Origin of the sequence: Promicromonospora vindobonensis (assembly GCF_042685865.1) — a bacterium.
Lineage (GTDB): Bacteria > Actinomycetota > Actinomycetes > Actinomycetales > Cellulomonadaceae > Promicromonospora > Promicromonospora vindobonensis.
Window position 1 is genome coordinate 750,918 of sequence record NZ_JBHUOG010000002.1, and the last position, 22,776, is coordinate 773,693.

Below are 22,776 nucleotides of genomic sequence, written 5' to 3' on the forward strand. Positions count from 1 at the left end.
CTCAACCAGACTAGCTACGTGCGGCGAGCGGCTCGGCGGTCCGGCGGGCCGCCTCTGTGGCGGGAGCCTCCGGGCGGAGTCGGCCGGTGGCGATGGCCGCAACCACTGCGGTCGCCGCGACCACGGCTCCCGCGAAGACGGCGGCGGCGAGGCCTGCGTGCCCGATCGCGGAGCCCCCGAGCAGGGCGCCGACTGCGTCCCCGGCGTTGCTGGCAGACGCCGGCAGCGATGCGGCGAGGGCCGCTCCTGGTCCGGCCAGGTTCATCACCCGGCTCTGCATGGCGGGCGCCATTCCCATGGCGAACAGTCCCACGCCGACGATCGCCAGCACAGTGATCACGACCTGCCCGCCGAAGAGGAACATCGCGAGCAGCGAGACCGTCAGCCCGATCGTCCCCCACTGCAACGCCCGCGCGGCGTGAGTGTCGGCGAAGCGGGATCCTGCCGCGGAGCCCACCGTCGTCGCCACCCCGAATGCGAACAGCACACCCACCACCAGCGGGCCGGTGACTCCTGTGACGTCGCCCAGGTACGGCACCAGGTATGTCAGGGCCGACTGGACACCAGCGAAGACCAGGCAGCACAGCGCCAGCACGGCGAGCACTCGCGGCGCGAACGCGTGGCGCAGCTGGGCGCGGGCCGTCCGGCTCGCGCTCGATGCCGGGACCGGAGGCAGGACCAGCATGGCGGCGAGCATGACCCCGACGCCGATGACCGCCAGGCCCACGAACGACGCACGCCACCCGAACTCCCGCCCCAGCAGTGACGAGAGCGGCAGCCCGAGAGCGCTCGCAGCAGCGAAACCGGTGATCACCACGCCCATCGCGCGGCCGGCACGATCCCGCGGCACGACACCCTCCAGCGCGGTAAGCGCCGCGGCGACGAACAGGCCCTCTGTTGCTCCGACTCCAGCCCGCGCGACGAGGAACAACGTGTAGTCAGCCACCAGTACCGGCATCAGGTTGAGCAGCGCGAACGCCGCCACGGCACCGACCAGCACCGCTCGACGGTCGAGGTGCGCCGTCACGAGCGCGAGCAGCGGCCCACCGAACGCCATACCCAACGCGAAGGCGGTCACCAGCACGCCGGCCGCTGGGATCGAGACGGCCAGGTCGGCCGAGATCAGGTCGAGCATCCCCATGACGAGCAGCTCTGCGCTGCCCATCGCGAATGCCCCCACGAACAGCACGGCCAGGACCGCACGGGTCCCGCCGCGAGGCCTGCCGATCGCTTCCATGATGTCCTCCCTCGGTTAGGTGCAACTTGATGGTTGCACAATCGCGGGACATGTGCAACCGCAGGGTTGCGGGTCTAGGGTGCGGGCAACCTTCCGGAGAGGTTTCGCGGTCATGGCGGTGCTGGGCGCGGGGCTCGGGCTGAAGAAGGGCAGGGCGCTGCTCGGCCCAACTCGTCCGAGGAGGACAGCACGCCGCCGACAGAAAGTGGGCATACGGCTTGTCCGGCGGGTAGCTGGGCCTGGCTGGGGGGCGGAGTTCGCCTATGCCGCGCGGTAGGTGCAGGTCTACACCTGAGCGCCCGAGGACGATCGTGATCCGTGAGTCGCTCCTGCAACGACGTCTCGGTCTGCGAACGGCCTCCACGATGACCGCTGCGGGAATCAGCCTGGTATCTCGACGCCGAACCATGCGGTCGGGTTAGCCTTCCGTCATGGCGCAATCAGGTAGTGGGCCGCCCTGGAGCGGTTGTCGTGGCGCGTCCTCGATCGAGCAAGTGAGCACGCTGTGATCGTCGAGTGGCTCTTGCTCCTGGTGGTCCTGGTGATGATCGGTGCCAACGCTCTCTTCGTCGCTGCCGAGTTCGCGCTGGTGACGGTCGACCGGCCCACGGTGGCGCGCCTTGCCGAGGAGGGAGACCGCCGGGCGGGTTCGCTCCATGCGGCGGTCCGCAAGCTTTCTACTCAGCTCTCGGGTGCTCAGCTGGGCATCACGGTGACCAGCCTGGTCGTCGGGTTCATCGCCGAACCCTCGATCGCGGCCCTGCTCCTCGGTCCGATCGAGGCAACGGGGCTCCCGACGGAGAGTGCGAGCCCGCTGGCCTTCACGATCGCCTTCCTCATCGCGACCGTGGTGCAGATGGTCTTCGGTGAGCTGGTCCCGAAGAACTGGGCGATCGCCGAGCCGCTGAAAGTGGGCCGCGCTGTCGCCGGCCTGCAGCGTGGCTTCACGTGGGTCACCTCGCCGCTTGTCTGGTTCCTCAACGGTTCGGCGAACCGCATCGTGCGTGCCTTGGGGATGGAGCCGCAGGAGGAGCTGGCGTCGGCGCGGTCCGCACAGGAGCTCGGTTCCCTGGTGGCTCGTTCGGCGCAGCGAGGCCTCATCGACGAGGTGACGGCGCGTCGGCTGGCGCACTCCGCGGAGCTCGGCGAACGGACTGCGTCCGACGCGATGACGCCGCGCCCACGGGTCAAGTTCATCGATGGTGACCGGCCGGTCGCCGAAGTCCTGACCCTGGCCGCGCGGACCGGTCACGCCCGGTTTCCCGTGCTGGGACGTGACGTGGACGACGTCATCGGGGTGGTCCACTTCAAGGACGCGCTGGCGGTCGAACGCGACGAACGGCACCGGCGCGAGGTGCGCGACGTCGTCCGGCCGATCCGCGCCGTGCCGTCCACGATGCCCCTCGACTCTGCGCTCGAGGTCCTGCGCGGGGGCCTGCAGCTCGCCCTCGTCGTCGACGAGTACGGCGGGACCGACGGCATCCTGACCCTGGAGGACCTCGTCGAGGAGCTCGTCGGGGAGATCGAGGACGAGCAGGACCGTCCGATGCGTGGTGCGCGGGCGCTCGGCGAGGACCGCTGGTCGCTGTCGGGCCTCCTGCGACCCGACGAGGTCGGCGAGCTCACGGGCGTCCAGCTCCCCGAGGCGCGCGAGTCGGACACGGTCAGCGGCCTGGTCACCGAGCAGCTCGAACGCTTTCCGCAGCCGGGTGACGAGATCACGCTCACCGCCAGGCACGCCGAGCGGCACGACAAGGACGACATCCCCCTGCCGGTGAAGGCGCTGCTCCGGGTCGAGCGCGTCGATGGGTGGCGGGTGGACCGCATGACCATGACGGTCGAGGAGCTCGACGAGGAGACGGACCGTGCTTGACGGCTGGGCGATCACCATCACCATCGCGCTCCTGGCGGGCAACGCGTTCTTCGTCGGTGCGGAGTTCGCCCTCATCGCTGCCCGCCGCACCCAGATCGAGCCGCGCGCCGCCGAGGGTTCACGCGCCGCGCGTCTGACGCTGCGGGCCATGGAGAACGTGTCGCTGATGATGGCCGGCGCCCAGCTCGGGATCACCATGTGCTCCCTGGGCCTCGGCGCGATCGGTGAGCCGGCCGTCGCGTACGCACTGGAGATCCCGCTCGGCGCTCTCGGCATCTCCGGCGCGCTCCTGCACACCATCGCGTTCACGATCGCGCTGGGCGTCGTGGTGTTCCTGCACATGGTCCTGGGCGAGATGGTCCCCAAGAACATCGCCATCGCCGGCCCGGAACGGTCCGCCCTCGTCCTCGGGCCAGCCCTGTACGTCGTCGTCACAGCCCTCAAACCACTCATCGTCTTCCTGAACTGGATCGCGAACATCGTCCTGCGGACCATCAACGTAGAGCGGCGTGACGAGGTCGCCTCTGCCTTCACCGCTGACGAGGTCGCGGCGTTCGTCGCCGAGTCCCGCGACCAGGGCGTGCTCGACGAGGACGAGCACGCACTGCTGACCGGTGCGCTGACGATCGGTACGGAGACGGTCGGGTCTGTCGCGGTGGCCCGAGACGACCTGGTCACCCTCCCGTGCGACGTCACTCCCGCCGGCGCCGAGGCCGCGTGCGTACGCAACGGGTACTCCCGCTTCCCACTGACCGCGTCCGACGGCGAGATCGTCGGCTACCTGCACGTCAAGGACATCCTTGGCCTCGCCGCGGACCGAATCCAGTCGCCGATCGGTAGCCACCTCGTCCGACCGCTGAGCTCGATCCCGGACGACACCACGCTCGAGGCCACGCTGGCCGCGATGCAGTCGCGTGGCACCCACGTCGCTCTCGTCACCGTCGACGGCGCCGTCACCGGCGTGGCCATGCTCGAGGACGTCGTCGAGCGCCTGGTCGGAGAAGTCAGCGACGCGGCGCAGATCGCCTCCCGCTGAGGCATGGACCGTCGACCTTGCGGTCACCCTCGATGCGCTGCTCCACCGACGGGCGTCGCTGGAACCGGGCTGCCGACCTGGCTCGTGCGCTCGCCATTGGGCCTGTCCTCCGGACCGAGGATGAGCCTCCCTGCGAACCGACCGCTTCGAGTTCCTGGAGGAGCGAATGGGCTGAGCGGGCGTCAGCTACCGGCGGCGGCGCAGCCGATGCAGGTGCGGGCCGTGGGCCGGGCCAGCAGGCGGTCACGTGCGACTGTTTGTCCGCAGCGTTCGCAGTAGCCGTAGTTGCCGGCGGCGATCCTCGCGAGTGCGGCGTCCACGTCGGCCAGATGGCTTCTGGCCGCAGCGAGCAGCGTGCTCGCCTGTGAGCGCTCGAAGGCGATCGTCGACCCTTCAGGGTCGTGCTCGTCGTCGGCCGCGGTGAGCTGCGACGCCTCCACCATCGAGGCAATGTTGCCGGAGAGAGAGGAGATCAGGTCCGTCGTGCGCTCGCGGTCGGCGATCAACAGCGCATGGATCTCAGTGATCGGAGGCATTCTCCCGCCGCCTTCCTCACGAGTATCGGGCCTGCTGACTCTCGCAGGCTACCGGCGACGGTCGTCCGCCAGTCCAGTCCCTGTGCAGCACGGGTTCCGGGTGACCGGTCGTCGATGGCTTCCACTGCCTTGCAGCCGTCTGCCGTGAGCGAATCTCCTGGTGCGGGGCATTTCGGCTCGGCACGCTGTGTCCATGATGATCGCCGACCCCGCTGAAAGCCTCCGTCAAGCCGAGAGGCGCCTACAGGCCGCCCAGCTCGCGTCCGACGTCGACGCCCTGGATGGCCTGATCGAGGACACGGCTCTGTTCACCGGGCCGGACGGGAACGTCCTGTCCAAGCGGGACGACCTGGATGCGCACGCCTCCGGCTATCAGGTGATGAGTCGCGTCGAGGAAGAGGACCTCAGGGTGCTGGTGACCGCCCGCACCGGGGTCACCTGGTTCCTCGGGACTCTCGAGGGCACCTTCGGCGGTGAGCGTCTGGCTGCCCGGATGCGCTACACCCGGACCTGGACGCGCGACGACCGGGCAGGGTGGAGGATCGTCGCAGCGCACGCCACGTTCGTCGCCGACGGCGACGCCCCTGCCGAGGAGTAGTCCAACGCCCGGCCGGGCCTCGCAGGGACGGCGACCGCTGTTCGGGGAGCAATCCGGCCGTTCGGTCCCACCCGCGTGGTGTGACGTCGCGTCAGTTCAGGGCGTTGGCCAGCTGCTCTGCGACCTCGGCCGGTGTTGGCATGGCCTGGATCTGTTGGGCCACGGCGCGGGCCGCATCGGCGTATGCGGCGTATGCGGCGTCCGTGCGCAGTGTTCCGACGGCCTTGGCGACGGCCTGCGGCACGTCGGGTCCCGGCTGCACGGCGATGCCGGCGCCCGACGCGTCGACCACTGCTGCCTGGAGGAACTGGTCGGCGCCCTGTGGCACGACGACGAGCGGCAGGCCGCGGGCCAGCGCGCCGAGAGTGGTGCCGGCGCCGCCGTGGGTGACCACCAGGTCGACGTCGTGCAGCAGCTCGGCCAGCGGGGCGAAGCCGGTGAAGGTGACGCCGTCGCCTGCGGCGCCGAAGTCCTCGGCCCGCGCGGTGAGGCCGAGGGTGACCACCAGGTCCACGCCCGCATCCCGCAGCTCGGTGAGGATCGGGATCAGGGCCGCGGGGTCCGAGAAGTGGGTGCCGAACGTGACGAGCACTCGGGGTCCCTGGCCGCGCTCGGGAACGGCGGGAGGGACCGCCGCCGGGCCGGGACCCTGGTGCGGTTCCGGCCGCAGCGGCAGCCGGGTCTGCGGGGCGTCCCAGCCGGGCGGCTGGAGCAGGTCCGGGCACGGGTCGAGGTACCACCGGGCAGGAATCGGGGTCAGCCCGCGCTTCGCGTAGCGGTCGGCGGCCATCCGGTTGACCCCGTCCGTGAACTCCGCGGGGATCGCCGGCCCGAACGCCAGTGTCGCCAGCGGGACCTCCAGCGCCGCCGCCACCAGGGGCCCGACGAAGTCCATCGCCTCGGCCACGATCAGGTCGGGCGCGAAGGTCCGAGCGGCGGCCAGGGCATCGTCCGCCGTCAGGTCGATCCGGGTGCCGGCGAAGAACTCGGCGACGGCCTCCGGCGTGGGGTCCGCGGCCGCGTCGACGCCGGTGCGGCGGGCCGACTCCGCGAAGAGGACGTCCGCGCCGGGGCCGGCAGGGAGCAGCTCGATGCCCTCGGGGGCCAGCACCGGGGCGAAGAGGTCGGCGGTCATGACCGCTACCTGGTCACCACGGTTCCGGAAGGCTCGTGCCAGCGGGAGCTGGGGCAGCAGGTGGCCGTGGGCGGGCGTACTTGAGAAGAGTATCCGCATATTGATTAGCGTACTACTCCATCGGATTTGCTCGGGGTGACTCGTCGGCAACGATGCCCAGGTCTCCGCACAGCGCGAAAGGCAGCTCGCGCCGGAGCCAGTCCTGGCACGCGGGCCAGCCCCAGCCGAGCCCACGCAGCCGCAACCAGGACTCGGGGCTCAGGTAGTACATCAGGACGTCGGTCGCCCGGGCGGTGGTCAGGCCAGGGCGCAACGCTCCGACGGTGGCCAGCCGGGCTGCGATGAGACGGAACCGGTCGCGCAGCAGCTGCTCCGTGCCGCCGAAGATCTCGCCTATCTCGGTGTCGGCCGCGGCGTTGTTGACGAGCACGGCCATGAGGCGTCCGTGCCGCCGGACGACCTCGCCGGTGCTCTGCACGGCCAGGCCGGCGATCTCGCGGCCGTCCGACGCCTTGGCGATGGCGGAGAGAGCGGTGCCGATGCTGTCGTCCTCCGCTGCGCGCTCGGTGAGCTCGCGCACCAGGGCGAGCTTGTTCCCGAAGGACGCGTAGACGGTGCCCTGTGCCACCCCGGCCCCCTGTGCGATCCGCGCGATGGTCACTCGCGGGTAGCCGTGCTCGGCGAAGAGCGCCTCCGCGGCGTCCAGAATGGCGGCCCTGGTCGATGCGGCGGCCTGCTCTCGCACGGCTGAACGGTAGGTACGTGGCACGCACCCACTGTAGGTGTGCGGCCACGGGCGGCGGCGTCCGCCTGGAGGTCGAGGGAGCCGTCCGGCGTCGCCCCGGTCGGGGCGACGCAGCCTTTCGGCCTCTAGGCGGGTCTGACGTCCTGTACCGCGCTCGCCCGGACGAGCGCTCGAGCGAGCTCGCTGCTTTCCGCCAGGACGTCGAGCGCGAGTGGCTGCAGGGCGAGCGTGCCCTCGTGCAGTACGAGGAGCCGGGCGGCGAGCGAGGCGGGTTTCGTGCGGCCTGCCGCGGAGGCGAGCTCGGTGAACAGGTCCAGCAGCCAGCGCTTCTGGTCCGATGCGATGCGGTGCGCGGGATGAGAGGCGTCCGGGAGCTCGGCCAGTGCGTTGATGAACGCGCACCCGCGGGCGTTGGTCGTGCTCCAGGTGCGCAGGGCGTCGAACGGGGCGGTGACCGCGTCGACGGGGTCGGTGCAGGCGTCGACGGTCGAACGGACGAGTGAGCGCCAGCGCTGGTCACGCTCGGCGAGATAGCTCGCCACCAGGTGGTCCTTGGATCCGAACTGGTTGTACAGGGTTCGCTTCGTCACGCCGGACCGCTCGGCGATCAGGTCTACGCCGACCGCCGTGATGCCGCGGTGGTAGAACAGCTCCTCGGCGGCTGTCAGGATGCGGCGGCCCGCCGGTGATACCGCTGGCGATGCCTGCATGCGTGCGCTCCTTTACCGATCGGTGTACTCTCGTCACAGCTTTACAGATCAGTATACCTAGGAAGGGTGCACCGATGAGCGTGCCGACGACCATGCGTGCAGTACGGATCACCGGCCACGGAGGCCCGGAGGTTCTTGAAGCGGCGAACGTGGCAGTGCCTGCCCCGCAGACGGGGGAGATCTTGGTGCGGGTCGGTGCCGTGGCCTTGAACAACACCGACCTGTGGACGCGGCAGGGTGCGTACGGCCGCCCGGAGGACGCGGACGCGCTGGCGGGCTGGCGGGGCCCGATCGACTTTCCGCGCATCCAGGGCGCCGACGTCGTGGGCGAGGTCGCGTCCGTCGGTCAGGGTGTTGACGAGGGTCTCGTGGGCCGTCGCGTCGTCGTCGACCCGGCGATCTACGACGGGGACGGGCCGGACGCCAATCCCGTTGGTCTGATGGGCAGCGAACGCGACGGTGGATATGCCGAGTACGTGACGGCGCGCGCCGAGCGTGTGCACGACGTGACGCAGTCGCCGCTCACGGACGAACAGCTGGCGAGCCTGCCCACCGCCTACGGCACGGCGCTGGGCATGATCGAGCGTGGCCGGCTGCGCGAGGGGGAGACCGCGCTGGTCTCGGGCGCGTCCGGCGGCGTCGGCCTGGCGCTGGTGCAGCTCGCCCGTGCGCGCGGTGCGACGGTGATCGCCATCAGCAGCGGATCAAAGATCGAAGCGGTGCGGGAGGCGGGTGCGCACGAGGTCGTCGACCGCGCGCGAGACGTCGTCGAGCAGATCGCTGCCGCCGCTCCGCAGGGGATCGACGTCGCGCTCGACGTCGTCGCGGGTGACCTGGTGAGCGCGGGGCTGCCGCTGCTGCGCGAAGGTGGCCGGTGGGTGATCGCCGGCGCGCTCGGTGGCTACGGCGTGGACCTCGACGTGCGGCGCCTCTACCTGCACAACGCGCAGGTGATCGGCTCCTCGATGCACACTCCCGCCCACTTCGAGATCCTCATGGACCTTGCGCGCCGGGCGGAGATCCAGCCGGTCGTCGCCGCCACGTTCCCGCTGCGGCAGGCCGCGCTCGCCCAGGAGGAGCTTGCCCGACGACAGCACGTGGGCAAGATCGTCTTGCACCCGTGAGGGATCGCACCCCGGAGCGGGCCCCTGCTATCGGCCGGATCGGGAGGACCTCGTCGGCGAGAGCATGCGCCCGACGGCCCGGAGAAGTGACCATGTTCGCCGTTCAGCCCAAGGACCGCACGGCTGTTGCCTCGCCATCGGGGGACTCGACGCACGGGTTCTGAGCTCGTCGTTCCCTGGGTGAACATGGATCGGTCCAGAAGTCGCCCACCTGGGGACACCAGCATGACCATCGCTACCTGCACAGTGTGTGGGCGGTGGCCCGGGCGGCGCAACGTCCACCGTCCGGGCCTGCCCTGTCGCTTACCGCAGTGTGTTCGACGGCACGTTCACGAGCGCGAGCGTCCTGTCCGCGAGCTCGTCAAGAGTCACCCGGTCGAAGTCCCGGACTGCGCTGCGCACCTGAACATGGGTGGTCCCCACCAGGTCCTCCGGGACCGCGGCTGCACCATGAAGCGCGCCGTACACGCTGCCGACGGTCGCCCCGTTGGAGTCGGTGTCGCGCCCACCGGCGATGGTCAGCGCCACCGCGTCGACGAACGTCTCGCCCCAGAGCAGCCCGACGGCGATCAGCGCCGCGTTGTTGATGGTGTGCACCCAGGGGTACTGCGACAGATGGTTGTCCACCCAGTCCAGCGCCTCGGTCGAGGATGCACCGCTCGCGTGGAGCCGCTCGACGCCGGCCAGCGCCTCGGCCAGCCGCGACCCGGTCGGAACCACACCGGACGCTGCCCGCAGCACCTCGCCCATGTCCGTGGCCGCAAGCGCTGCGGCGCACAGGGCCGCAGCCCAGAGCTCACCGTAGATGCCGTTGCCGGTGTGGGTCAGCCGAGCATCCACCAGAGCGGTCCGGGCTGCGGTGCCCGGGTCGCCGGGGTTGACGTAGCCGAACACGTCGCCGCGGATCAGCGCGCCGATCCACTCGCGGTACGGGTTGCCGGTCGTGGCGGTCTCCGGGGCCTTGAGGCCGTGCACCAGGTTGCGGTAGGCGGCCCGCTCCGCGGTGTACGTCTGGGTGAACGGCACGCGGTCCAGCCATTCGGCCGCCACCTGCTCGGTGGTGAAGTCGCGGCCGTAGCACTCGATGATGTGTAGCCCGACTATGGTCCAGTCGATGTCGTCGTCGCGCGGCACGTCGGTGAAGTTCCCGGTGGTCGAGACCGGCGCCGACGGGTGCAGTGCGGGCACGCCCTCGGGCAGCGGGTCCACCAGCGGCACGTAGCCCCGCAGCGGCCAGGCGCCGGCGGCCCGTAGGTAGATCTCCACCTGCTGCCTGGTCAGCCCCTCGATCGGCTTGCCCATCGTGTTGCCGACCGCCCGGCCGAGCCAGGCGCCTCGGATCCGGTGGGGCAGCTGAGCCGCGTCGACCGGGATCCGGCCGGCTGCTGCGGCGATCTGGTGCAGCGAGGCGTCGTCGTCGGGTTCGGTGTAGGTCCAGTCGGAGCGGCGCGACAGCTGGTCGAGGGCGGTTGCGATCTCGGCGAGGCGGCCGAGGTCGCCGGCCTGGGCGGCCTCGTGCGCGTCGGCCTCGAGGGTGTCGACGTCGTAGCCGGTCAGCCTGCGCTGCTCCGCCTCGTCGGGCACGATGTCGCGCGGGTCGGTCACGTCATGCATGGGTGGTCCAGTCTGTGGAAGTCATGATTGGTTCGGTCAGCCCTTCACGGCGCCGGAGAGGAAGCCCTGCGTGACCTGCTTCTGCAGCAGCACGAAGAGCATGACGACGGGCAGGATCGTGATCAGGGTGCCCGCGGCGAGCGGACCGATATCGATCGAGCGGCCACCCAGGAAGAGGTACAGCCCGGTCGTGAGCGGCTGGTAGCTGCCGCCCGGCAGGTACAGCAGGGGTACGAGGAAGTTGTTCCAGTTCTGCAGGAACGTGAACACCGCCAGGGCTCCGGCACCGGAGCTGACCAGCGGCACCATGATCCGCACGAAGATCTGCCACTCCGTCGCCCCGTCGATGCGCGCTGCCTGCTCGAGCTCGGTGGGCAGGTCCGTGAAGAACGCCCGCATGAAGAAGGTGCCGAACGCAAGGCCAGTGCTGGCGAGCACGAGGTTGACGCCGAGGAGCGTGTCGAGCAGTCCGATGGCACGCAGCTGGAAGTAGAGCGGGATCATGTAGGTGAAGAACGGCACGAGCAGGCCGAGCATCACCAGGTAGAACGCGACGGAGCGCCCGGGGAACGGCAGGCGCGCGAAGGCGTACCCCGCCATCGTGGAGAGCACGACGACCAACAGCGTGCTCGGCACGCTGAGCAGGATGCTGTCGACCAGATACCTGCCGAACCCGCCGACGGTCCATGCCGTCACGATGTTCTCGGTGGAGAACGAGGAGAAGAACCCGAACGGGTTGACCTGGACGTCCTGCGGCGTCTTGAACGCCGTCGACACGGTCAGGAAGACCGGAAACAGCGCCAGGAAAGACAGGACGACGAGCAGCGTGTGCTTGCCGGCCAGAGCCGACCGTCGACGCGGGGACATGGTGTGCGGCTGGACCTTCATGCGCCTGTTCCTTGCATCGAGAGCCGGCGCTGCAGCCGGTTGAGGCCAATGGTGAAGGGGACCGCGAGAACGGTGATGAACAGTGCCAGCGTGATGCCATAGCTGATCCGGCTGAGCTCGAAGGCGCTCGTGTAGGCGTAGGTGCCCAGCACGTCGGTGGCGCCTGCCGGGCCACCGCCGGTCATCACGAAGATGATGTCGAAGACGCTGAACCCACCGATCAGCGTGATGGTCGTGACCATGAGGAACACGGGCATGATCTGCGGCAGGATCACGTGCCAGAGCCGCTGGAGGGCGTTGGCACCGTCGAGGCGAGACGCCTCGACCTGCTCGACGTCGACGTTGCGCAGAGCCGACAGGAAGATCACGAAGACGAAGCCGGACGTGGCCCAGACGGCCGTGGCGAGCACCGCGAAGAGCGCCGTGTCCGGGTTGCCCAGCCACCCGGTCTGCAGCCCTCCGAGACCGATCACCTCGAGCACCCGGTTGAGCCAGCCGCGCACGGGGTCGTAGATCCAGCTCCACACGATGCCGATCGCGACCTGCGGCAGTACGTACGGCATGAAGAACGCGACCCGGTACAAGGCGCTCCCGCGCCGCACGGTCCACATCGGCAGCGCGAGCGCGAGACCGATGAGCAGCGGTGCCGCGGTGCCGAGGGCGATCCAGACCGCGTTGTTGCCCAGCGCGGCCCACATGCGCTCGTCGCTGAACATCTCGGTGAAGTTGTCCAGGCCGACGAACGGCGGCGCCGGATCGAGCCCGTCGAAGTCGACGAACGCGAAGTACACGGCGTTGACCATCGGGAAGAGGAAGAAGACAGCCATGACTGCGATCGCCGGGGCGACGAGCAGGATGCCGAGGCGCATCTGTGCGCGACGGGTCACTCGAGGCATGCCGGTGCTGATACGGGTCACTTCTTCGACGCCTCCTCGAGTGCCTGGGCGACCTCTTCCGGCGTCGACTGGTCGGAGTAGATCCCCTGCATGCCGTTGGACATCGCCTCGTTGAACGCGTCGTCCATGAGGACGTCGATGTTGATCCCGAAGTCGCCCGTGCCGGTGCCGACCTTCTCGACGTCGGAGAGGACCTGCCCGAACAGGGGCGAGACGTCGATGTCGTCAGTGTCGGCCGGGAACGGCGGGATCACGTTGAGGTTCTCGATCATCCACCGGCCGTGCTCCGGCGTGGAGAGGAAGTCCAGCAGCGCCAGCGACTCCTCAGGGTGCTGGGTGGTGGCCGAGATCATCGGACCTGAACCGAGACCGGACGAGTAGACGCCGGGACCGTCCTGTGCGGGGAACGGGAAGTAGCCGGCCTCGAACTCCGCGGTGGTCGCGATGGCGTCCGCCAGCCAGCTCCCCATGGGGATCATGGCGGCCTCGCCGGAGAAGAACAGCGCGTTGCCGGAGTCGTAGGAGACCGAGGTCGGGAACTGGGTCAGGTAGTCGGCCTGCTGCCAGTCCTGCCACAGCGAGATCGCCTCGACGACCTCGGGCGAGGTCCACGGCCGCTCGCCCTCGATCAGCTCGGTCACTCGCTCGGAACCGACGGCGCTGGACAGCGCGATGCTCAGATGGTGGCCTCCCTGCCAGCCCTCCTGATCACTGACCGCGAAGGGCTCGTGGCCTGCGTCCTTGACCTGGTCCGCGATCCGCTCCAGGTCGGCCAGGTTCTCCGGCTCCTCGAGGCCGAGCTCGTCGAACACCTCGCGGTTGTAGAAGACACCGAGCGTCTCCATCTCACCGGGGATGCCGTAGACGACACCGTCATCCGTCGTGACGCGCTCCTTGGCAAAGGGGTAGACCTCCCAGCCGCGCTCCTCGTACTCGTCGGTGAGGTCGTAGAGCAGCCCGGCATCGGCCAGGGCGCCGCCGAAGCCAGGTCCGGAGCCCCAGTTGAACACGTCGGGGGCATCGCCCGACCGGAGCTGCGTCTGCAGGATCGTACGCATGGTGTCGTACGGCAGGGTGTTGAGCTCGACGGTGACTCCGGGGTTCTGAGCCTCGAACTCGTCGAGCCGCCCGCGAAGCCGGTCCTCGGCCGAGGCGTCCTCCAGCTGCTCGACGAGGTAGCGGATGGTCACCTCGCCGTCGCTGGACGTGTCGGCGGCTCCCTCAGGAGGCACCCCGGTGCAGGCAGCCAGCCCGAGCACGGTCGCGAGTGCTGCGACGGCGGCTGTGGGCGTCGAACGGTTCATGAGCGCGATCTCCTCGCGTCGAGATATCTCGGTCGGTGGTGTGCCGAGGCGCCGGGTCGATCTTCGAGGGCCAGACGCCGTTGTGGGCCGTTGATATATTTGCAGCGCGAAATGATAAGTGTCAACCCGAGGCTCTCGGCCCGCCGATCAACAGCCCGGGGCAGTGCGCACGACGAATTCCCGACGCCCCGGAGGGTGCGGCGGTTCTGTTCGTCATGTCCCTTCGATGTGGACGCGGCAGACGCGCGTCAGCCCGGGAACTCCGCCTGGATCGCTACGGCGGCCGCGCCGCGGGCCCACTCGATGAAGTCCATCGGACGGACCACCAGCTCTGCCTGCTGCGCCTCACCCACGTCATATTCCGTGTATCCGGCCCGGAGCGCGTCCGGTGCGAGCTCCGCGAGTCCCACGCCCTCACCCGAGAGCACGATTCGCTCTACGCCCGTCATCGCGCTCACCGCTGCAGCAGACCTCCCGAGCGCCCGCGCCGCGTCGCTGACCACCCGGGTCGCCACGGCGTCGCCGTCGGCGGTCAGGCCGAGCGCCTCCTCGAACGACACCAGGCGGCCGTGGCCGATCGAGACGGCCGTCGCGATCGAGCCGGAGGTCAGCAGGGCGGTCATGCAGCCGCGATGGCCAGCGGCACACGGAGGACCGGCAGGGTCGACCAGGTAGTGGCTCATCGGGGCGATGCCCGTGGGCACGCGCTGGTGGTTGACGACGAGCCCGTAGCCGATGCCGGCCCCGACGGTCAGGAGGGCGAAGCTTCGGCAGCCGCGCCCCTCACCGAACCAGTGCTGCACCGTCGTGAGCCCGACGACGTCGTTCTCCAGCCGTACCGGCACGCCCAGTCGCTCTGCGAGCAGCTGGCGGAACGGCACGTCGTGCCAGTGCAGGAACGGCGAGTCAGCGACGACCTCGCCCTCGGCGACGAGGCCGCCGACCGTGACCCCAACGGCCTGGACCGGGACCGGTCCGCCGCGTGCCTGCATCCCGCGCACCACCGTGCACACCGTCTCGACGACGTCGGGGACGTCCAGCGACAGCAGCGGCACGATCTCGCGGTCGACGATCCGAGCCCGCAGGTCCGTCGCGACGGCGTACACCGAGTCGGTCGTGAGCTTCACGCCGATGAACCGATAGTTGTCCGGGACGACGTCGAGTGCGACTGCCGCCCGGCCGCGGCCGGGGGTCCGCAGGATCTCGGCCTCGACCAGCACGCCGGCCGCGAGCAGGGGACGCACCAGCCGGGTGACGGTCGCCGCCGAGATCCCCAGCCGCTCGCCCAGGTTCGCGCGCGGCTGGGCGCCGTTGACGAGAATGTCGATAGCCACCGCGCGCGCCAGTGACGGGAGTGCGGAGTCTTCTGCGATGTCCAGGCTGATCCCCTCCGGGAGGTCGAGCATGTGGCCCCTGTCCGTGCGCCGCGTGGCCGCCATTATCCCGGCGTCCGGGTCTCGCGGGGGAGAGCCGCGCGGACGAGGTCGGGATGGTCGGCGAAGACGCCCGCCAGCCCGGTGTCCAGTAGCGCGGAGAGCTCCTGGCGCCAGTGTCCGTGGGCCGCCTCCGGCCCGTCGCGGTGCCGGGGCGCCAGGAACCGGTTCTCGGGCCGCAGCGTGTAGGCCCAGGTCTCCAGGCCCACCGACCGCGCGTGGTCGACGAGCTGCCGTCCGCCGTCCCTGTCTCGCAGCAGAAGATCCTTCGCGACGCTGATGCCGTGCAGCAGCGGCTCGGAGCCAGCACGCTCCGGAGCCTCCAGCGTCGCGAGCGAGGCCGGGTCAGCGAGCTCGGCGGCATATGTCGTGGCGTCCTCGCCGTCCCGGGCGACGAGATCGAACGCCGCGCCGACGGCCCCCGTCAGGTAGACGCGGCGGCTGTCGAGACCGCGCGCCGCCACCGCCATCAGCACCGACCTCTCGAACGACTCCACGGTGAGCCAGTCCGAGGAGCCCATCACCTCGGCGACGTCGAGCTCCGCGTCCAGGAGCTCCGGCATCGGCAGGCCGGCCGCCGCGAACGTCGTGGGATGCTTCACCTCGACGACGACGTGGGCTGTCGGTGCTCCGTGCTCCGCGACGATCCGCAGCACGTCAGCGAGGCGCAGCACCGGCCAGCGCCCGTCCCAGCGGGCACTGTCCGGGCGCAGGTCCGGGTGCGGTTCCCTTGCCCGCAGGGTCGCCAGCTCCGACCAGGTCAGGTCCTCGGTGAACCAGCCCTCGACGGGCCGGCCGTCCACCTCCTTGGTGGTGCGGCGGTCGGCGAGGTCGGGCCGGTCGGCGACGTCGGTGGTCATCGACAGCTCGTTCTCGTGCCGGACGACCAGGACGCCGTCGCGCGAAGGCACGACGTCGGGTTCCACGGCGTCGGCGCCGAGCTGGAGCGCGAGCCTGAACGCCGCCTCGGTGTGCTCCGGCAGGTACCCCGAGGCCCCACGGTGCGCGATCACGAGGGGCGCAGGCGTGGACACGCGCTCACTCGCCCGGGTAGTGCAGGCCGATGCGCTCGCGCACGCGGTCCAGGGTCCGCATGACGGCGACGGACTCCTCGGCGGGCATGATCTCGCCGGCGACGTGCCCGTCCCGCACGAGCCTCTCCACCTCCGCTGCCTGGTACTGCATGCCCCGACCGGTGACGTCGGCGCGGAACTCCTCCACGACCGAGCCGGTCGCGTCCCGCAGCGTGACAGCGGCCGGCGCGAACCACGTGGCGGCGATCTCGATCCGCCCGTCGTCCCCGGTGACCGTGGCCTCGTTGCGCCCGCAGGCCTCCATCGAGGAGAAGGTCGTGGCGATGGCGCCTCCGGCATGGGTCGACACCGTCGCGACCGACGCGTCGACGCCGGTGGGTGTCAGGATCGCCCGGGCGTCGATCGTGTCCGGCTCCCCGACGACGTCGTGCAGGAACGACAGCGGGTAGACCCCGAGGTCGAGCAGTGCGCCCCCGCCGAGGGCAGGGGCGCGCAGCCGGTGGTCGTCGGCGAAGGGCAGCAGCTGGCCGTGCTCCGCGTGGACGGATCGGACGGTGCCGATGCGGTCCTGGGCCAGGAGCTCGCGCACGTGCACCATATGGGGCAGGAACCGCGTCCACATCGCCTCCATCACGACGAGGCCGCGCCGACGAGCCTCGGACGCGACGTCCTGCGCCTCGGCCGCGTTCAGGGTGAACGCCTTCTCCACCAGCACGTGCTTGCCGTGCGCGAGTGCCGCGTGCGCGTTCTCGGCGTGCATCGAGTGGGGCGTCGCGACGTACACGATGTCTACGTCGGGGTCGGCGACGAGCTGCTCGTACGAGCCGTGGGCCTGTGGTATGCCGAACGCCCCCGCGAAGCGCGCCGCATTCTCCGCGGAGCGGGACCCGACGGCGTGGACGCTGTGCCCGTGCGCGAGCAGGTCGCTCGTGAACAGCCGCGCGATACCGCCGGTCGCCAGGATGCCCCAGCGCAGCGGCCGCACCCCGCTGTCGCTGGCAGTCACAGGTCGCCCGTTCGGTAGTCGAGCACGACCTGCAGGGCCTCGTCCGGCGCCTCGTCGAGCATGCGGAACGCCGTCGGCGCGTCGTCAGCGGGGACCACGTGCGTGACGAGCGGTTCCAGCTGCAGGCTTCCCGCACGCTCCAGGTCCAGCACCGTCCGGGTCATCCGGATCTCGTCCCACCGGTGCTGCAGCGCGGGCGCCACCCCGGAGATCTGGGAGGCGATGACGGCGACCCGGTTGTGGTGGAACTCCTCACCCAGCCGCAGCGGGGTGGCTCCGCCCTGGTAGAAGCCGGAGGCCACCACGCGTGAGCTGTACGCGACCGACCGCACCGCCTCGTTGAGCGCCTGGTGGCTTCCGCTCATCTCGATCGCGACGTCGGCACCCCGGCCCGACGTCAGCTCACGTACGCGCTCCGCGACGTCGTCCACGACAGGGTCGAGGACGACGTCGGCGCCGAGCCGAGCGGCAAGCTCCCGGCGCTTGGACAGGAGGTCCACGACGACGACCCTCGCCCCGTTCAGCCGCGCGAGCTGAGCGGTGATCTGGCCCGGCACGCCGGCACCGAAGACGACGGCTGTCTCACCGACGTGGACGTCGGCGTCGAGCACCGCGTTGAGGGCGATGGCACCGATCTTCGCGAAGACGCCGGACCGGTCGGCGGAGCCGGCGGGCATCAGCCGGGTCCGGACCCGGTCGGCGTCCTGGACGGTGGTGGACCGATGGCCCCACGCGCCCCAGACGACGCTGCCGACCAGCTCCTGCTCGACGGCCGGACCGACCTCGACGACCCGGCCGACCTCCTCGTACCCGAAGCTGTCGATCGGGTACGAGTAGGTGGGCTCACCGGCGACGAACAGGCGCCGTTCGGTGTCCCAGCGGTTGCTCAGGTACGGGTTGGTGCCGCGGTACGCGGTGAGCTCGGTCCCGGCAGAGATGCCGGACCAGAGGGTCTCCAGGCGCACCTCCCCGGCGTTCAACGGCGCGTCGTCGACGTCGACGACCTCGGCCTTTCTCGGTGAGCTGAAGCGAACGAGACGTCCCACGGGATGGGTCCTTCCGGGTCGGTGCGGTGTACGGGTAGGAGCTGTGCCCGGCGGGCTCAGGCGCCGCCCGTGCCGGTGGTGGTGTCCTCGCGGACGAGACGGAACAGCAGTGCCTGTTCGGGGTAGAGCATGGGTGCCTGCAGGCCGACCGTCTCCAGGAGCTCGCCGGGGACGGAGGCGGGGCGCGTCCACCAGGACGGCGGCCCGCCCGCCGTCCTGGTGAGCGCGGACGACGAGAGCTCGACCGGCTCGATGCGGTAGAGCGCCTCCGGGTCAAGCCCGGGCAGCCGGACGCGCCCGGGCTGGGCGGCGAGCGTGGTCTGCGTCGCGACGAAGGCGAACAGCGCCCGGGACCGGTCATCGGCCACGACCCCGTGTGCCCAGTACGACTCGTCGGGGTAGTCCGCCCGCACGGTCGTGCCGGTGTGCAGGAGATCGCGCTCCCGCTTGTAGAGCTCGACCCAGGCCTCGAGCTCGTCGAGCTCCTTCTCGGTGGCGGTCCGGATGTCCCACTCGATCCCGAAGTGGCCGAACAGTGCGGTGGCCGCCCGGAACGCCAGGCTGTGGGTGCGTTGGGTCGTATGGGCGGTCGGCGCCCCGACGTGCGAGCCCACCAGCTCCGGCGGCAGGAGCAGGCCGGTCCAGCGCTGGATCTGCTGCCGCTCGAGGGGGTCGATGCAGTCGCTGGCCCACACCCGGTCTGTCCGTTGCAGCACCTCCAGGTCCACCCGTCCGCCGCCGGACGCGCACGACTCGATCTCCAGCCCCGGGTGGCGGCGGCGCAGCTCGTCCATGAGCGCGTAGACCGCAAGGGTCTGCTCGTGCACGGCGGCGCGTCCCGTGTCCCGGTGGCCGGGCTCGGCAAGGTCCCGGTTGTGGTCCCACTTGATGTAGTCGATCGCATACTCCCGCACGAGGCTGCTCATCGATTCCAGCACGTGCGCGAAGGCGCCCGGAGACGTCAGGTTCAGCACCTGCTGGTTCCTGCCGCGCACCGGCAGCCGCTCGGCGGGGCCGAGGATCCACTCGGGATGTTCGCGCGCCAGCTCAGAGTCCTCGTTGACCATCTCTGGCTCGAACCAGAGCCCGAACTGCATGCCGTGGGCGCGCACGGCGGACACCAGGGGGCCGAGACCGTCCGGCCAGACGGCGGGGTCGACCTGCCAGTCGCCCAGCCCGGCCCGGTCGTCGCGCCGGCCAAGGAACCAGCCGTCGTCGAGCACGAACCGCTCGACGCCGACGCGCGCGGCGACGCGGGCCAGGTCGACCAGCGAATCGGTGTCGTGCTCGAAGTACACGGCCTCCCACGTGTTGAGCACCACGGGGCGCGGCGTCGACGGGTGCTGCGGACGCGCACGCAGGTACTGGTGGAATGCCTGGGACACCTCGTCCAGACCGTTGCCGTAGGCGGCGTACAGCCACGGCGAGGAGTACGACTCGCCCGGCGCCAGCACGACCTCACCCGGAAGGAGAACCTCGCCGCCGCCCAGGACGCGGGACCCGGTCAGGCCAAGCTCCGCGAACGTCGTGTGGTTGCCGCTCCAGGCGGTGTGAACCGCCCATACCTCGCCGGTGCGGAACCCGAAGCCCTCGGACCCGGCCGCGAGCACGGTGGCAGCGTCCGAGCCTGTCCGCCCTCGGCGGCTGTCCCGCAGGTGTGTGCCAACGACGAACGGGTGTCGCTGCGGCGTGCGCTCGCGGAGGTGGCGCCCCGCGAAGTCGAGGATCTCCTGCGCCTCGGTCGGGACCGGGAGGCACACCCGGACGGCGTCGACGGTGTACGCACCGGCCGCCGCGGTGTTGGTCACGGTGGCGCGGACGCGCAGGACGCCGCCCGGGAGCAGCTGGACGGTCGACGTCAGCGTGAGGGCCGCATCATCGTCGGCGCCGTGCGCGACGAGCGTCTGGGTGCCGTCCTCGCCCTGGTCCAGGTCGTGCCCCGTCGCGACGAAGCGGCTCGAGAACCGGGTGCCGTCGCGATGCCCCTCAAGGCCCGGCGAACCCGCCCAGCCGGCCGACTGCTCCGGGAGCAGCGCGGGCGGCGCGGCGTCCTGCAGGGAGTCCGCCCCGCTCTGCGACTCCGCGAGCGAGCGCAGGAACGAGAGGTGGTCGGCGGCGCGGGTCAGCGGGGCACCCCAGTGCAGGATCCGCGGGACACCACCCGTCACGTCCAGGGCTGCGCTCAGGCGATCGGACCGCAGCACCACGATGCCGTCCGTGTCGGCAGGGATGGGGATGGTCGCACTCCGTTGGCTCACGGGCGGTTATCTTTCCACCGTGAAAGGAATAGCGCAAGGCCGCTGCACGCCTCGCCGCCGAGGTCACGTCTCGGTGTGGTCAGCAGCGTCGCCGGACGTCGCCGCGAGCAGCGCGGTCAGCCCAGGCGTGTGCGACCGTACGCAAGGCGTGGTGCCGGCTCGCAGGACGACCCGAGCCGGCCCGCCGGACGCGTGATGTCGGAGCAAAACGTGATGTCGAAGCAAAAGGAGTGTGCGGTGGTGGACGAGCGTGAGCAGGAGGTGCGGCGCCGGATCGGCGACCAGGAGCTGTACCTGGACGTCGGCCCAGGCCTGGAGGCCCTGGAGGAGTCACGGGTGCGGGGCAAGGAGCTGGCCCGGGAGTTCAACGCGCTCGAGCCGCGCGACCTCGCGAACCGGCAACGCGTGCTGACGGAGCTGTTCGGCGCGCTCGGAGACCAGGCATGGTTCGAGCCGCCGCTGTTCGTCGCCTACGGGGCGCACACCACGGTCGGCTCCGGGGTCTACGCCAACACCGGCCTGACTCTCGTCGACGACGGACCGATCACCATCGGCAACAACGTGATGTTCGCCCCGCACGTCACCATCACCGCCACGGGGCACCCGCTGCACCCGGCGGCCCGCCCCCACGGCGAGCAGTTCTCCGCGCCGGTCGTGATCGAGGACTACGTGTGGGTCGGCAGCAACGTGACCATCCTGCCCGGCGTCACGATCGGTCAGGGTTCGGTCATCGCCGCGGGCTCCGTGGTCACCGCCAACGTCCCGCCGATGGTCGTGGTGGGTGGGGTGCCCGCACGCGTCCTGCGCGAGATCACGGAAGCCGACCGCGAGTGGCACTACAAGGCCCCGCGGACCCTGACCACGAAACGGGCCGTCGCGCCCGCGCCGTCCGAGCCGAGCGGTTCCGCTTCGTGACCTGAGATCTCGACGTGCGAGTGGTCGGCCCGGTTACGACAGTGGAGAGGTCGTTCGCCGAGGACGCGGATGAATGCAGCACACCACGAGCGCGACTACTCGGGGGAGCAGGGCCACGACGTCATGCTGGTCCTGTTCACGGGCAGCACGCTGGCCGGTGCAGGGAGCCCGAACGCCGGACCGGACGCTCCGGCACACCTCATGGCCTGGATCTCGGTACGGGGGTCGCAATGAGAGCGATGGTGTATCGCGGACCGTACAAGGTCCGCGTCGAGGAGAAGGACGTACCTCGGATCGAGCATCCGAACGACGCGATAGTGCGGGTCACGACGGCGGCCATCTGCGGGTCGGACCTGCACCTGTATCACGGCCTCATGCCGGACACGCGGGTCGGGTCGACGTTCGGCCACGAGTTCGTGGGGGTCGTGCACGAGGTCGGCCCGTCGGTGCGCAACCTCGCCGTCGGCGACCGGGTGATGGTGCCCTTCAACATCTACTGCGGAACCTGCTTCTTCTGCGCGCGCGGTCTGTACTCCAACTGCCACAACGTGAACCCGAACGCCACGGCAGTGGGTGGCATCTACGGCTACTCGCACACCACCGGCGGCTACGACGGCGCGCAGGCCGAGTACGTCCGGGTGCCGTTCGCCGACGTCGGGCCCACGATCGTGCCCGACTGGATGGACGAGGAGGACGCCGTCCTGTGCACGGACGCGCTGGCCACCGGATACTTCGGCGCGCAGCTCGCCGACATCACGGAGAGCGACGTCGTGGTCGTGTTCGGTGCGGGCCCGGTCGGGCTGTTCGCCGCCCGGTCGGCGTGGCTGATGGGAGCCGGCCGCGTCATCGTCGTCGACCACCTGGACGACCGGCTGGAGATGGCCCGCACGTTCGCCTATGCCGAGACCGTCAACTTCACGCGGCACAAGGACATCGTCGTGGAGCTGAAGCGCGTCACCGGTTGGCTCGGCGCCGACCGGGTGATCGACGCCGTGGGCGCCGAGGCGGACGGAAACCTGCTGCAGCACGTGACGGGCGCGAAGCTCAAGCTGCAGGGCGGATCGCCGATCGCACTGAACTGGGCTATCGACTCCGTGCGCAAGGGCGGCACGGTCTCGGTGATGGGTGCGTACGGGCCCATCTTCAGCGCGGTCAAGTTCGGTGACGCCCTGAACAAGGGGCTCACCCTGCGCATGAACCAGGCGCCCGTGAAACGGCAGTGGCCGCGGCTGTTCGAGCACATGCGCAGCGGCTACCTCAAGCCGAACGACATAGTGACCCACCGGATCCCCCTGGAGCACATCGCCGAGGGGTACCACATGTTCTCCGCCAAGCTCGACGGCTGCATCAAGCCGCTCGTCGTGCCCGGCGCCGACTGAGAGAGGGGA

The 22,776-nt window shown here is 70.4% G+C and carries 21 protein-coding genes; 7 read left to right on the forward strand and 14 right to left on the reverse strand.

Annotation, left to right across the window (positions count from 1 at the left end):
- Positions 1-10 precede the first annotated feature (10 nt).
- Positions 11-1,237: an MFS transporter gene (locus ACFS27_RS16540; RefSeq protein WP_377184984.1), complete on the reverse strand. Its 1,227-nt coding sequence runs from the start codon at positions 1,235-1,237 to the stop codon at positions 11-13.
- Between the two features lie 505 nt (positions 1,238-1,742).
- Here ACFS27_RS16540 and ACFS27_RS16545 point away from each other — a divergent pair.
- Together ACFS27_RS16545 and ACFS27_RS16550 are read left to right on the forward strand one after the other, a co-directional pair.
- Complete coding sequence (locus tag ACFS27_RS16545; RefSeq protein ID WP_377184986.1) at positions 1,743-3,110, forward strand: hemolysin family protein; 1,368 nt, start codon at positions 1,743-1,745, stop codon at positions 3,108-3,110.
- Entirely contained in the window at positions 3,103-4,146 is a 1,044-nt protein-coding gene (locus tag ACFS27_RS16550; protein WP_377184988.1) for a hemolysin family protein, read from the forward strand. Before ACFS27_RS16545 ends, ACFS27_RS16550 begins: the two co-directional genes overlap by 8 nt.
- A gap of 182 nt (positions 4,147-4,328) precedes the next feature.
- Here ACFS27_RS16550 and ACFS27_RS16555 read toward each other — a convergent pair whose 3' ends face one another.
- Positions 4,329-4,682, reverse strand: a complete 354-nt coding sequence (locus ACFS27_RS16555; protein ID WP_377184990.1) for a TraR/DksA family transcriptional regulator — start codon at positions 4,680-4,682, stop codon at positions 4,329-4,331.
- A gap of 193 nt (positions 4,683-4,875) precedes the next feature.
- Here ACFS27_RS16555 and ACFS27_RS16560 point away from each other — a divergent pair, with 193 nt between their 5' ends.
- A complete protein-coding gene (locus tag ACFS27_RS16560) occupies positions 4,876-5,280 on the forward strand; it encodes a nuclear transport factor 2 family protein (RefSeq protein WP_377184992.1) in 405 nt (134 codons plus the stop codon).
- 91 nt (positions 5,281-5,371) lie between these two features.
- On the opposite strand, the gene ACFS27_RS16565 is transcribed toward ACFS27_RS16560, so the two are convergent.
- The 3 genes from ACFS27_RS16565 to ACFS27_RS16575 form a co-directional block, all read right to left on the reverse strand.
- Positions 5,372-6,514, reverse strand: coding sequence for a glycosyltransferase (locus ACFS27_RS16565; protein WP_377184994.1), 1,143 nt, complete (start codon positions 6,512-6,514; stop codon positions 5,372-5,374).
- Positions 6,515-6,527: 13 nt separating this feature from the next.
- Positions 6,528-7,160, reverse strand: a complete 633-nt coding sequence (locus ACFS27_RS16570) for a TetR/AcrR family transcriptional regulator (RefSeq protein WP_377184996.1) — start codon at positions 7,158-7,160, stop codon at positions 6,528-6,530.
- Positions 7,161-7,285: 125 nt separating this feature from the next.
- Entirely contained in the window at positions 7,286-7,870 is a 585-nt protein-coding gene (locus tag ACFS27_RS16575; RefSeq protein ID WP_377184998.1) for a TetR/AcrR family transcriptional regulator, read from the reverse strand.
- Between the two features lie 74 nt (positions 7,871-7,944).
- Here ACFS27_RS16575 and ACFS27_RS16580 point away from each other — a divergent pair, with 74 nt between their 5' ends.
- Positions 7,945-8,994 carry a zinc-binding dehydrogenase gene (locus ACFS27_RS16580; RefSeq protein ID WP_377185000.1) on the forward strand — a complete coding sequence of 350 codons (1,050 nt, stop codon included), beginning with the start codon at positions 7,945-7,947 and terminating at the stop codon, positions 8,992-8,994.
- Between the two features lie 303 nt (positions 8,995-9,297).
- Here the strand turns inward: ACFS27_RS16580 and ACFS27_RS16585 are convergent, their stop codons facing one another.
- The 9 genes from ACFS27_RS16585 to ACFS27_RS16625 all read right to left on the reverse strand — a co-directional run bounded on the left by ACFS27_RS16585 (position 9,298) and on the right by ACFS27_RS16625 (position 20,473).
- Positions 9,298-10,608 carry an ADP-ribosylglycohydrolase family protein gene (locus ACFS27_RS16585; protein WP_377185002.1) on the reverse strand — a complete coding sequence of 437 codons (1,311 nt, stop codon included), beginning with the start codon at positions 10,606-10,608 and terminating at the stop codon, positions 9,298-9,300.
- A gap of 36 nt (positions 10,609-10,644) precedes the next feature.
- Positions 10,645-11,496 carry a carbohydrate ABC transporter permease gene (locus ACFS27_RS16590; RefSeq protein ID WP_377185004.1) on the reverse strand — a complete coding sequence of 284 codons (852 nt, stop codon included), beginning with the start codon at positions 11,494-11,496 and terminating at the stop codon, positions 10,645-10,647.
- Positions 11,493-12,392: a carbohydrate ABC transporter permease gene (locus ACFS27_RS16595; protein WP_377185006.1), complete on the reverse strand. Its 900-nt coding sequence runs from the start codon at positions 12,390-12,392 to the stop codon at positions 11,493-11,495. Before ACFS27_RS16595 ends, ACFS27_RS16590 begins: the two co-directional genes overlap by 4 nt.
- 17 nt (positions 12,393-12,409) lie before the next feature.
- A complete protein-coding gene (locus tag ACFS27_RS16600) occupies positions 12,410-13,696 on the reverse strand; it encodes an ABC transporter substrate-binding protein (protein ID WP_377185008.1) in 1,287 nt (428 codons plus the stop codon).
- Between the two features lie 248 nt (positions 13,697-13,944).
- The gene (locus ACFS27_RS16605; protein ID WP_377185010.1) at positions 13,945-15,102 is read right to left on the reverse strand and encodes an ROK family protein; all 1,158 of its coding nucleotides are present in this window, start codon (positions 15,100-15,102) and stop codon (positions 13,945-13,947) included.
- A 32-nt stretch (positions 15,103-15,134) separates the two neighbouring features.
- The gene (locus tag ACFS27_RS16610; protein ID WP_377185012.1) at positions 15,135-16,163 is read right to left on the reverse strand and encodes a glycerophosphodiester phosphodiesterase family protein; all 1,029 of its coding nucleotides are present in this window, start codon (positions 16,161-16,163) and stop codon (positions 15,135-15,137) included.
- 4 nt (positions 16,164-16,167) lie between these two features.
- The gene (locus tag ACFS27_RS16615) at positions 16,168-17,169 is read right to left on the reverse strand and encodes a Gfo/Idh/MocA family protein (RefSeq protein WP_377185014.1); all 1,002 of its coding nucleotides are present in this window, start codon (positions 17,167-17,169) and stop codon (positions 16,168-16,170) included.
- Positions 17,166-18,215 (reverse strand): zinc-dependent alcohol dehydrogenase, encoded by a 1,050-nt coding sequence (locus ACFS27_RS16620; RefSeq protein ID WP_377185016.1) that lies wholly within the window; start codon positions 18,213-18,215, stop codon positions 17,166-17,168. The genes ACFS27_RS16615 and ACFS27_RS16620 overlap by 4 nt, the downstream gene beginning before the upstream one ends.
- A gap of 56 nt (positions 18,216-18,271) precedes the next feature.
- On the reverse strand, positions 18,272-20,473 hold the full coding sequence (locus tag ACFS27_RS16625; protein ID WP_377185018.1) for an alpha-galactosidase: 2,202 nt from the start codon (positions 20,471-20,473) through the stop codon (positions 18,272-18,274).
- Positions 20,474-20,710: 237 nt separating this feature from the next.
- On the opposite strand from ACFS27_RS16625, the gene ACFS27_RS16630 reads away from it, so the two are divergent.
- The 3 genes from ACFS27_RS16630 (at position 20,711) to ACFS27_RS16640 (ending at position 22,767) form a co-directional block, all read left to right on the forward strand.
- Positions 20,711-21,388, forward strand: a complete 678-nt coding sequence (locus tag ACFS27_RS16630; RefSeq protein ID WP_377185020.1) for a sugar O-acetyltransferase — start codon at positions 20,711-20,713, stop codon at positions 21,386-21,388.
- Between the two features lie 69 nt (positions 21,389-21,457).
- Positions 21,458-21,622, forward strand: coding sequence for a hypothetical protein (locus tag ACFS27_RS16635; RefSeq protein WP_377185022.1), 165 nt, complete (start codon positions 21,458-21,460; stop codon positions 21,620-21,622).
- Entirely contained in the window at positions 21,619-22,767 is a 1,149-nt protein-coding gene (locus tag ACFS27_RS16640; protein WP_377185024.1) for a zinc-dependent alcohol dehydrogenase, read from the forward strand. Before ACFS27_RS16635 ends, ACFS27_RS16640 begins: the two co-directional genes overlap by 4 nt.
- The last annotated feature ends 9 nt before the right edge of the window (positions 22,768-22,776 follow it).

Excerpts from the sequence above, each read along its gene's own strand:
- ACFS27_RS16585 (WP_377185002.1), bottom strand. The coding sequence starts at position 10,608 with ATGCATGACGTGACCGACCCGCGCGACATCGTGCCCGACGAGGCGGAG.
- ACFS27_RS16580 (WP_377185000.1), top strand. The coding sequence starts at position 7,945 with ATGAGCGTGCCGACGACCATGCGTGCAGTACGGATCACCGGCCACGGA.
- ACFS27_RS16595 (WP_377185006.1), bottom strand. The coding sequence starts at position 12,392 with ATGCCTCGAGTGACCCGTCGCGCACAGATGCGCCTCGGCATCCTGCTC.
- ACFS27_RS16590 (WP_377185004.1), bottom strand. The coding sequence starts at position 11,496 with ATGAAGGTCCAGCCGCACACCATGTCCCCGCGTCGACGGTCGGCTCTG.
- ACFS27_RS16575 (WP_377184998.1), bottom strand. The coding sequence starts at position 7,870 with ATGCAGGCATCGCCAGCGGTATCACCGGCGGGCCGCCGCATCCTGACA.
- ACFS27_RS16635 (WP_377185022.1), top strand. The coding sequence starts at position 21,458 with ATGAATGCAGCACACCACGAGCGCGACTACTCGGGGGAGCAGGGCCAC.
- ACFS27_RS16640 (WP_377185024.1), top strand. The coding sequence starts at position 21,619 with ATGAGAGCGATGGTGTATCGCGGACCGTACAAGGTCCGCGTCGAGGAG.
- ACFS27_RS16605 (WP_377185010.1), bottom strand. The coding sequence starts at position 15,102 with ATGCTCGACCTCCCGGAGGGGATCAGCCTGGACATCGCAGAAGACTCC.
- ACFS27_RS16555 (WP_377184990.1), bottom strand. The coding sequence starts at position 4,682 with ATGCCTCCGATCACTGAGATCCATGCGCTGTTGATCGCCGACCGCGAG.
- ACFS27_RS16560 (WP_377184992.1), top strand. The coding sequence starts at position 4,876 with ATGATGATCGCCGACCCCGCTGAAAGCCTCCGTCAAGCCGAGAGGCGC.
- ACFS27_RS16600 (WP_377185008.1), bottom strand. The coding sequence starts at position 13,696 with ATGAACCGTTCGACGCCCACAGCCGCCGTCGCAGCACTCGCGACCGTG.
- ACFS27_RS16540 (WP_377184984.1), bottom strand. The coding sequence starts at position 1,237 with ATGGAAGCGATCGGCAGGCCTCGCGGCGGGACCCGTGCGGTCCTGGCC.
- ACFS27_RS16565 (WP_377184994.1), bottom strand. The coding sequence starts at position 6,514 with ATGCGGATACTCTTCTCAAGTACGCCCGCCCACGGCCACCTGCTGCCC.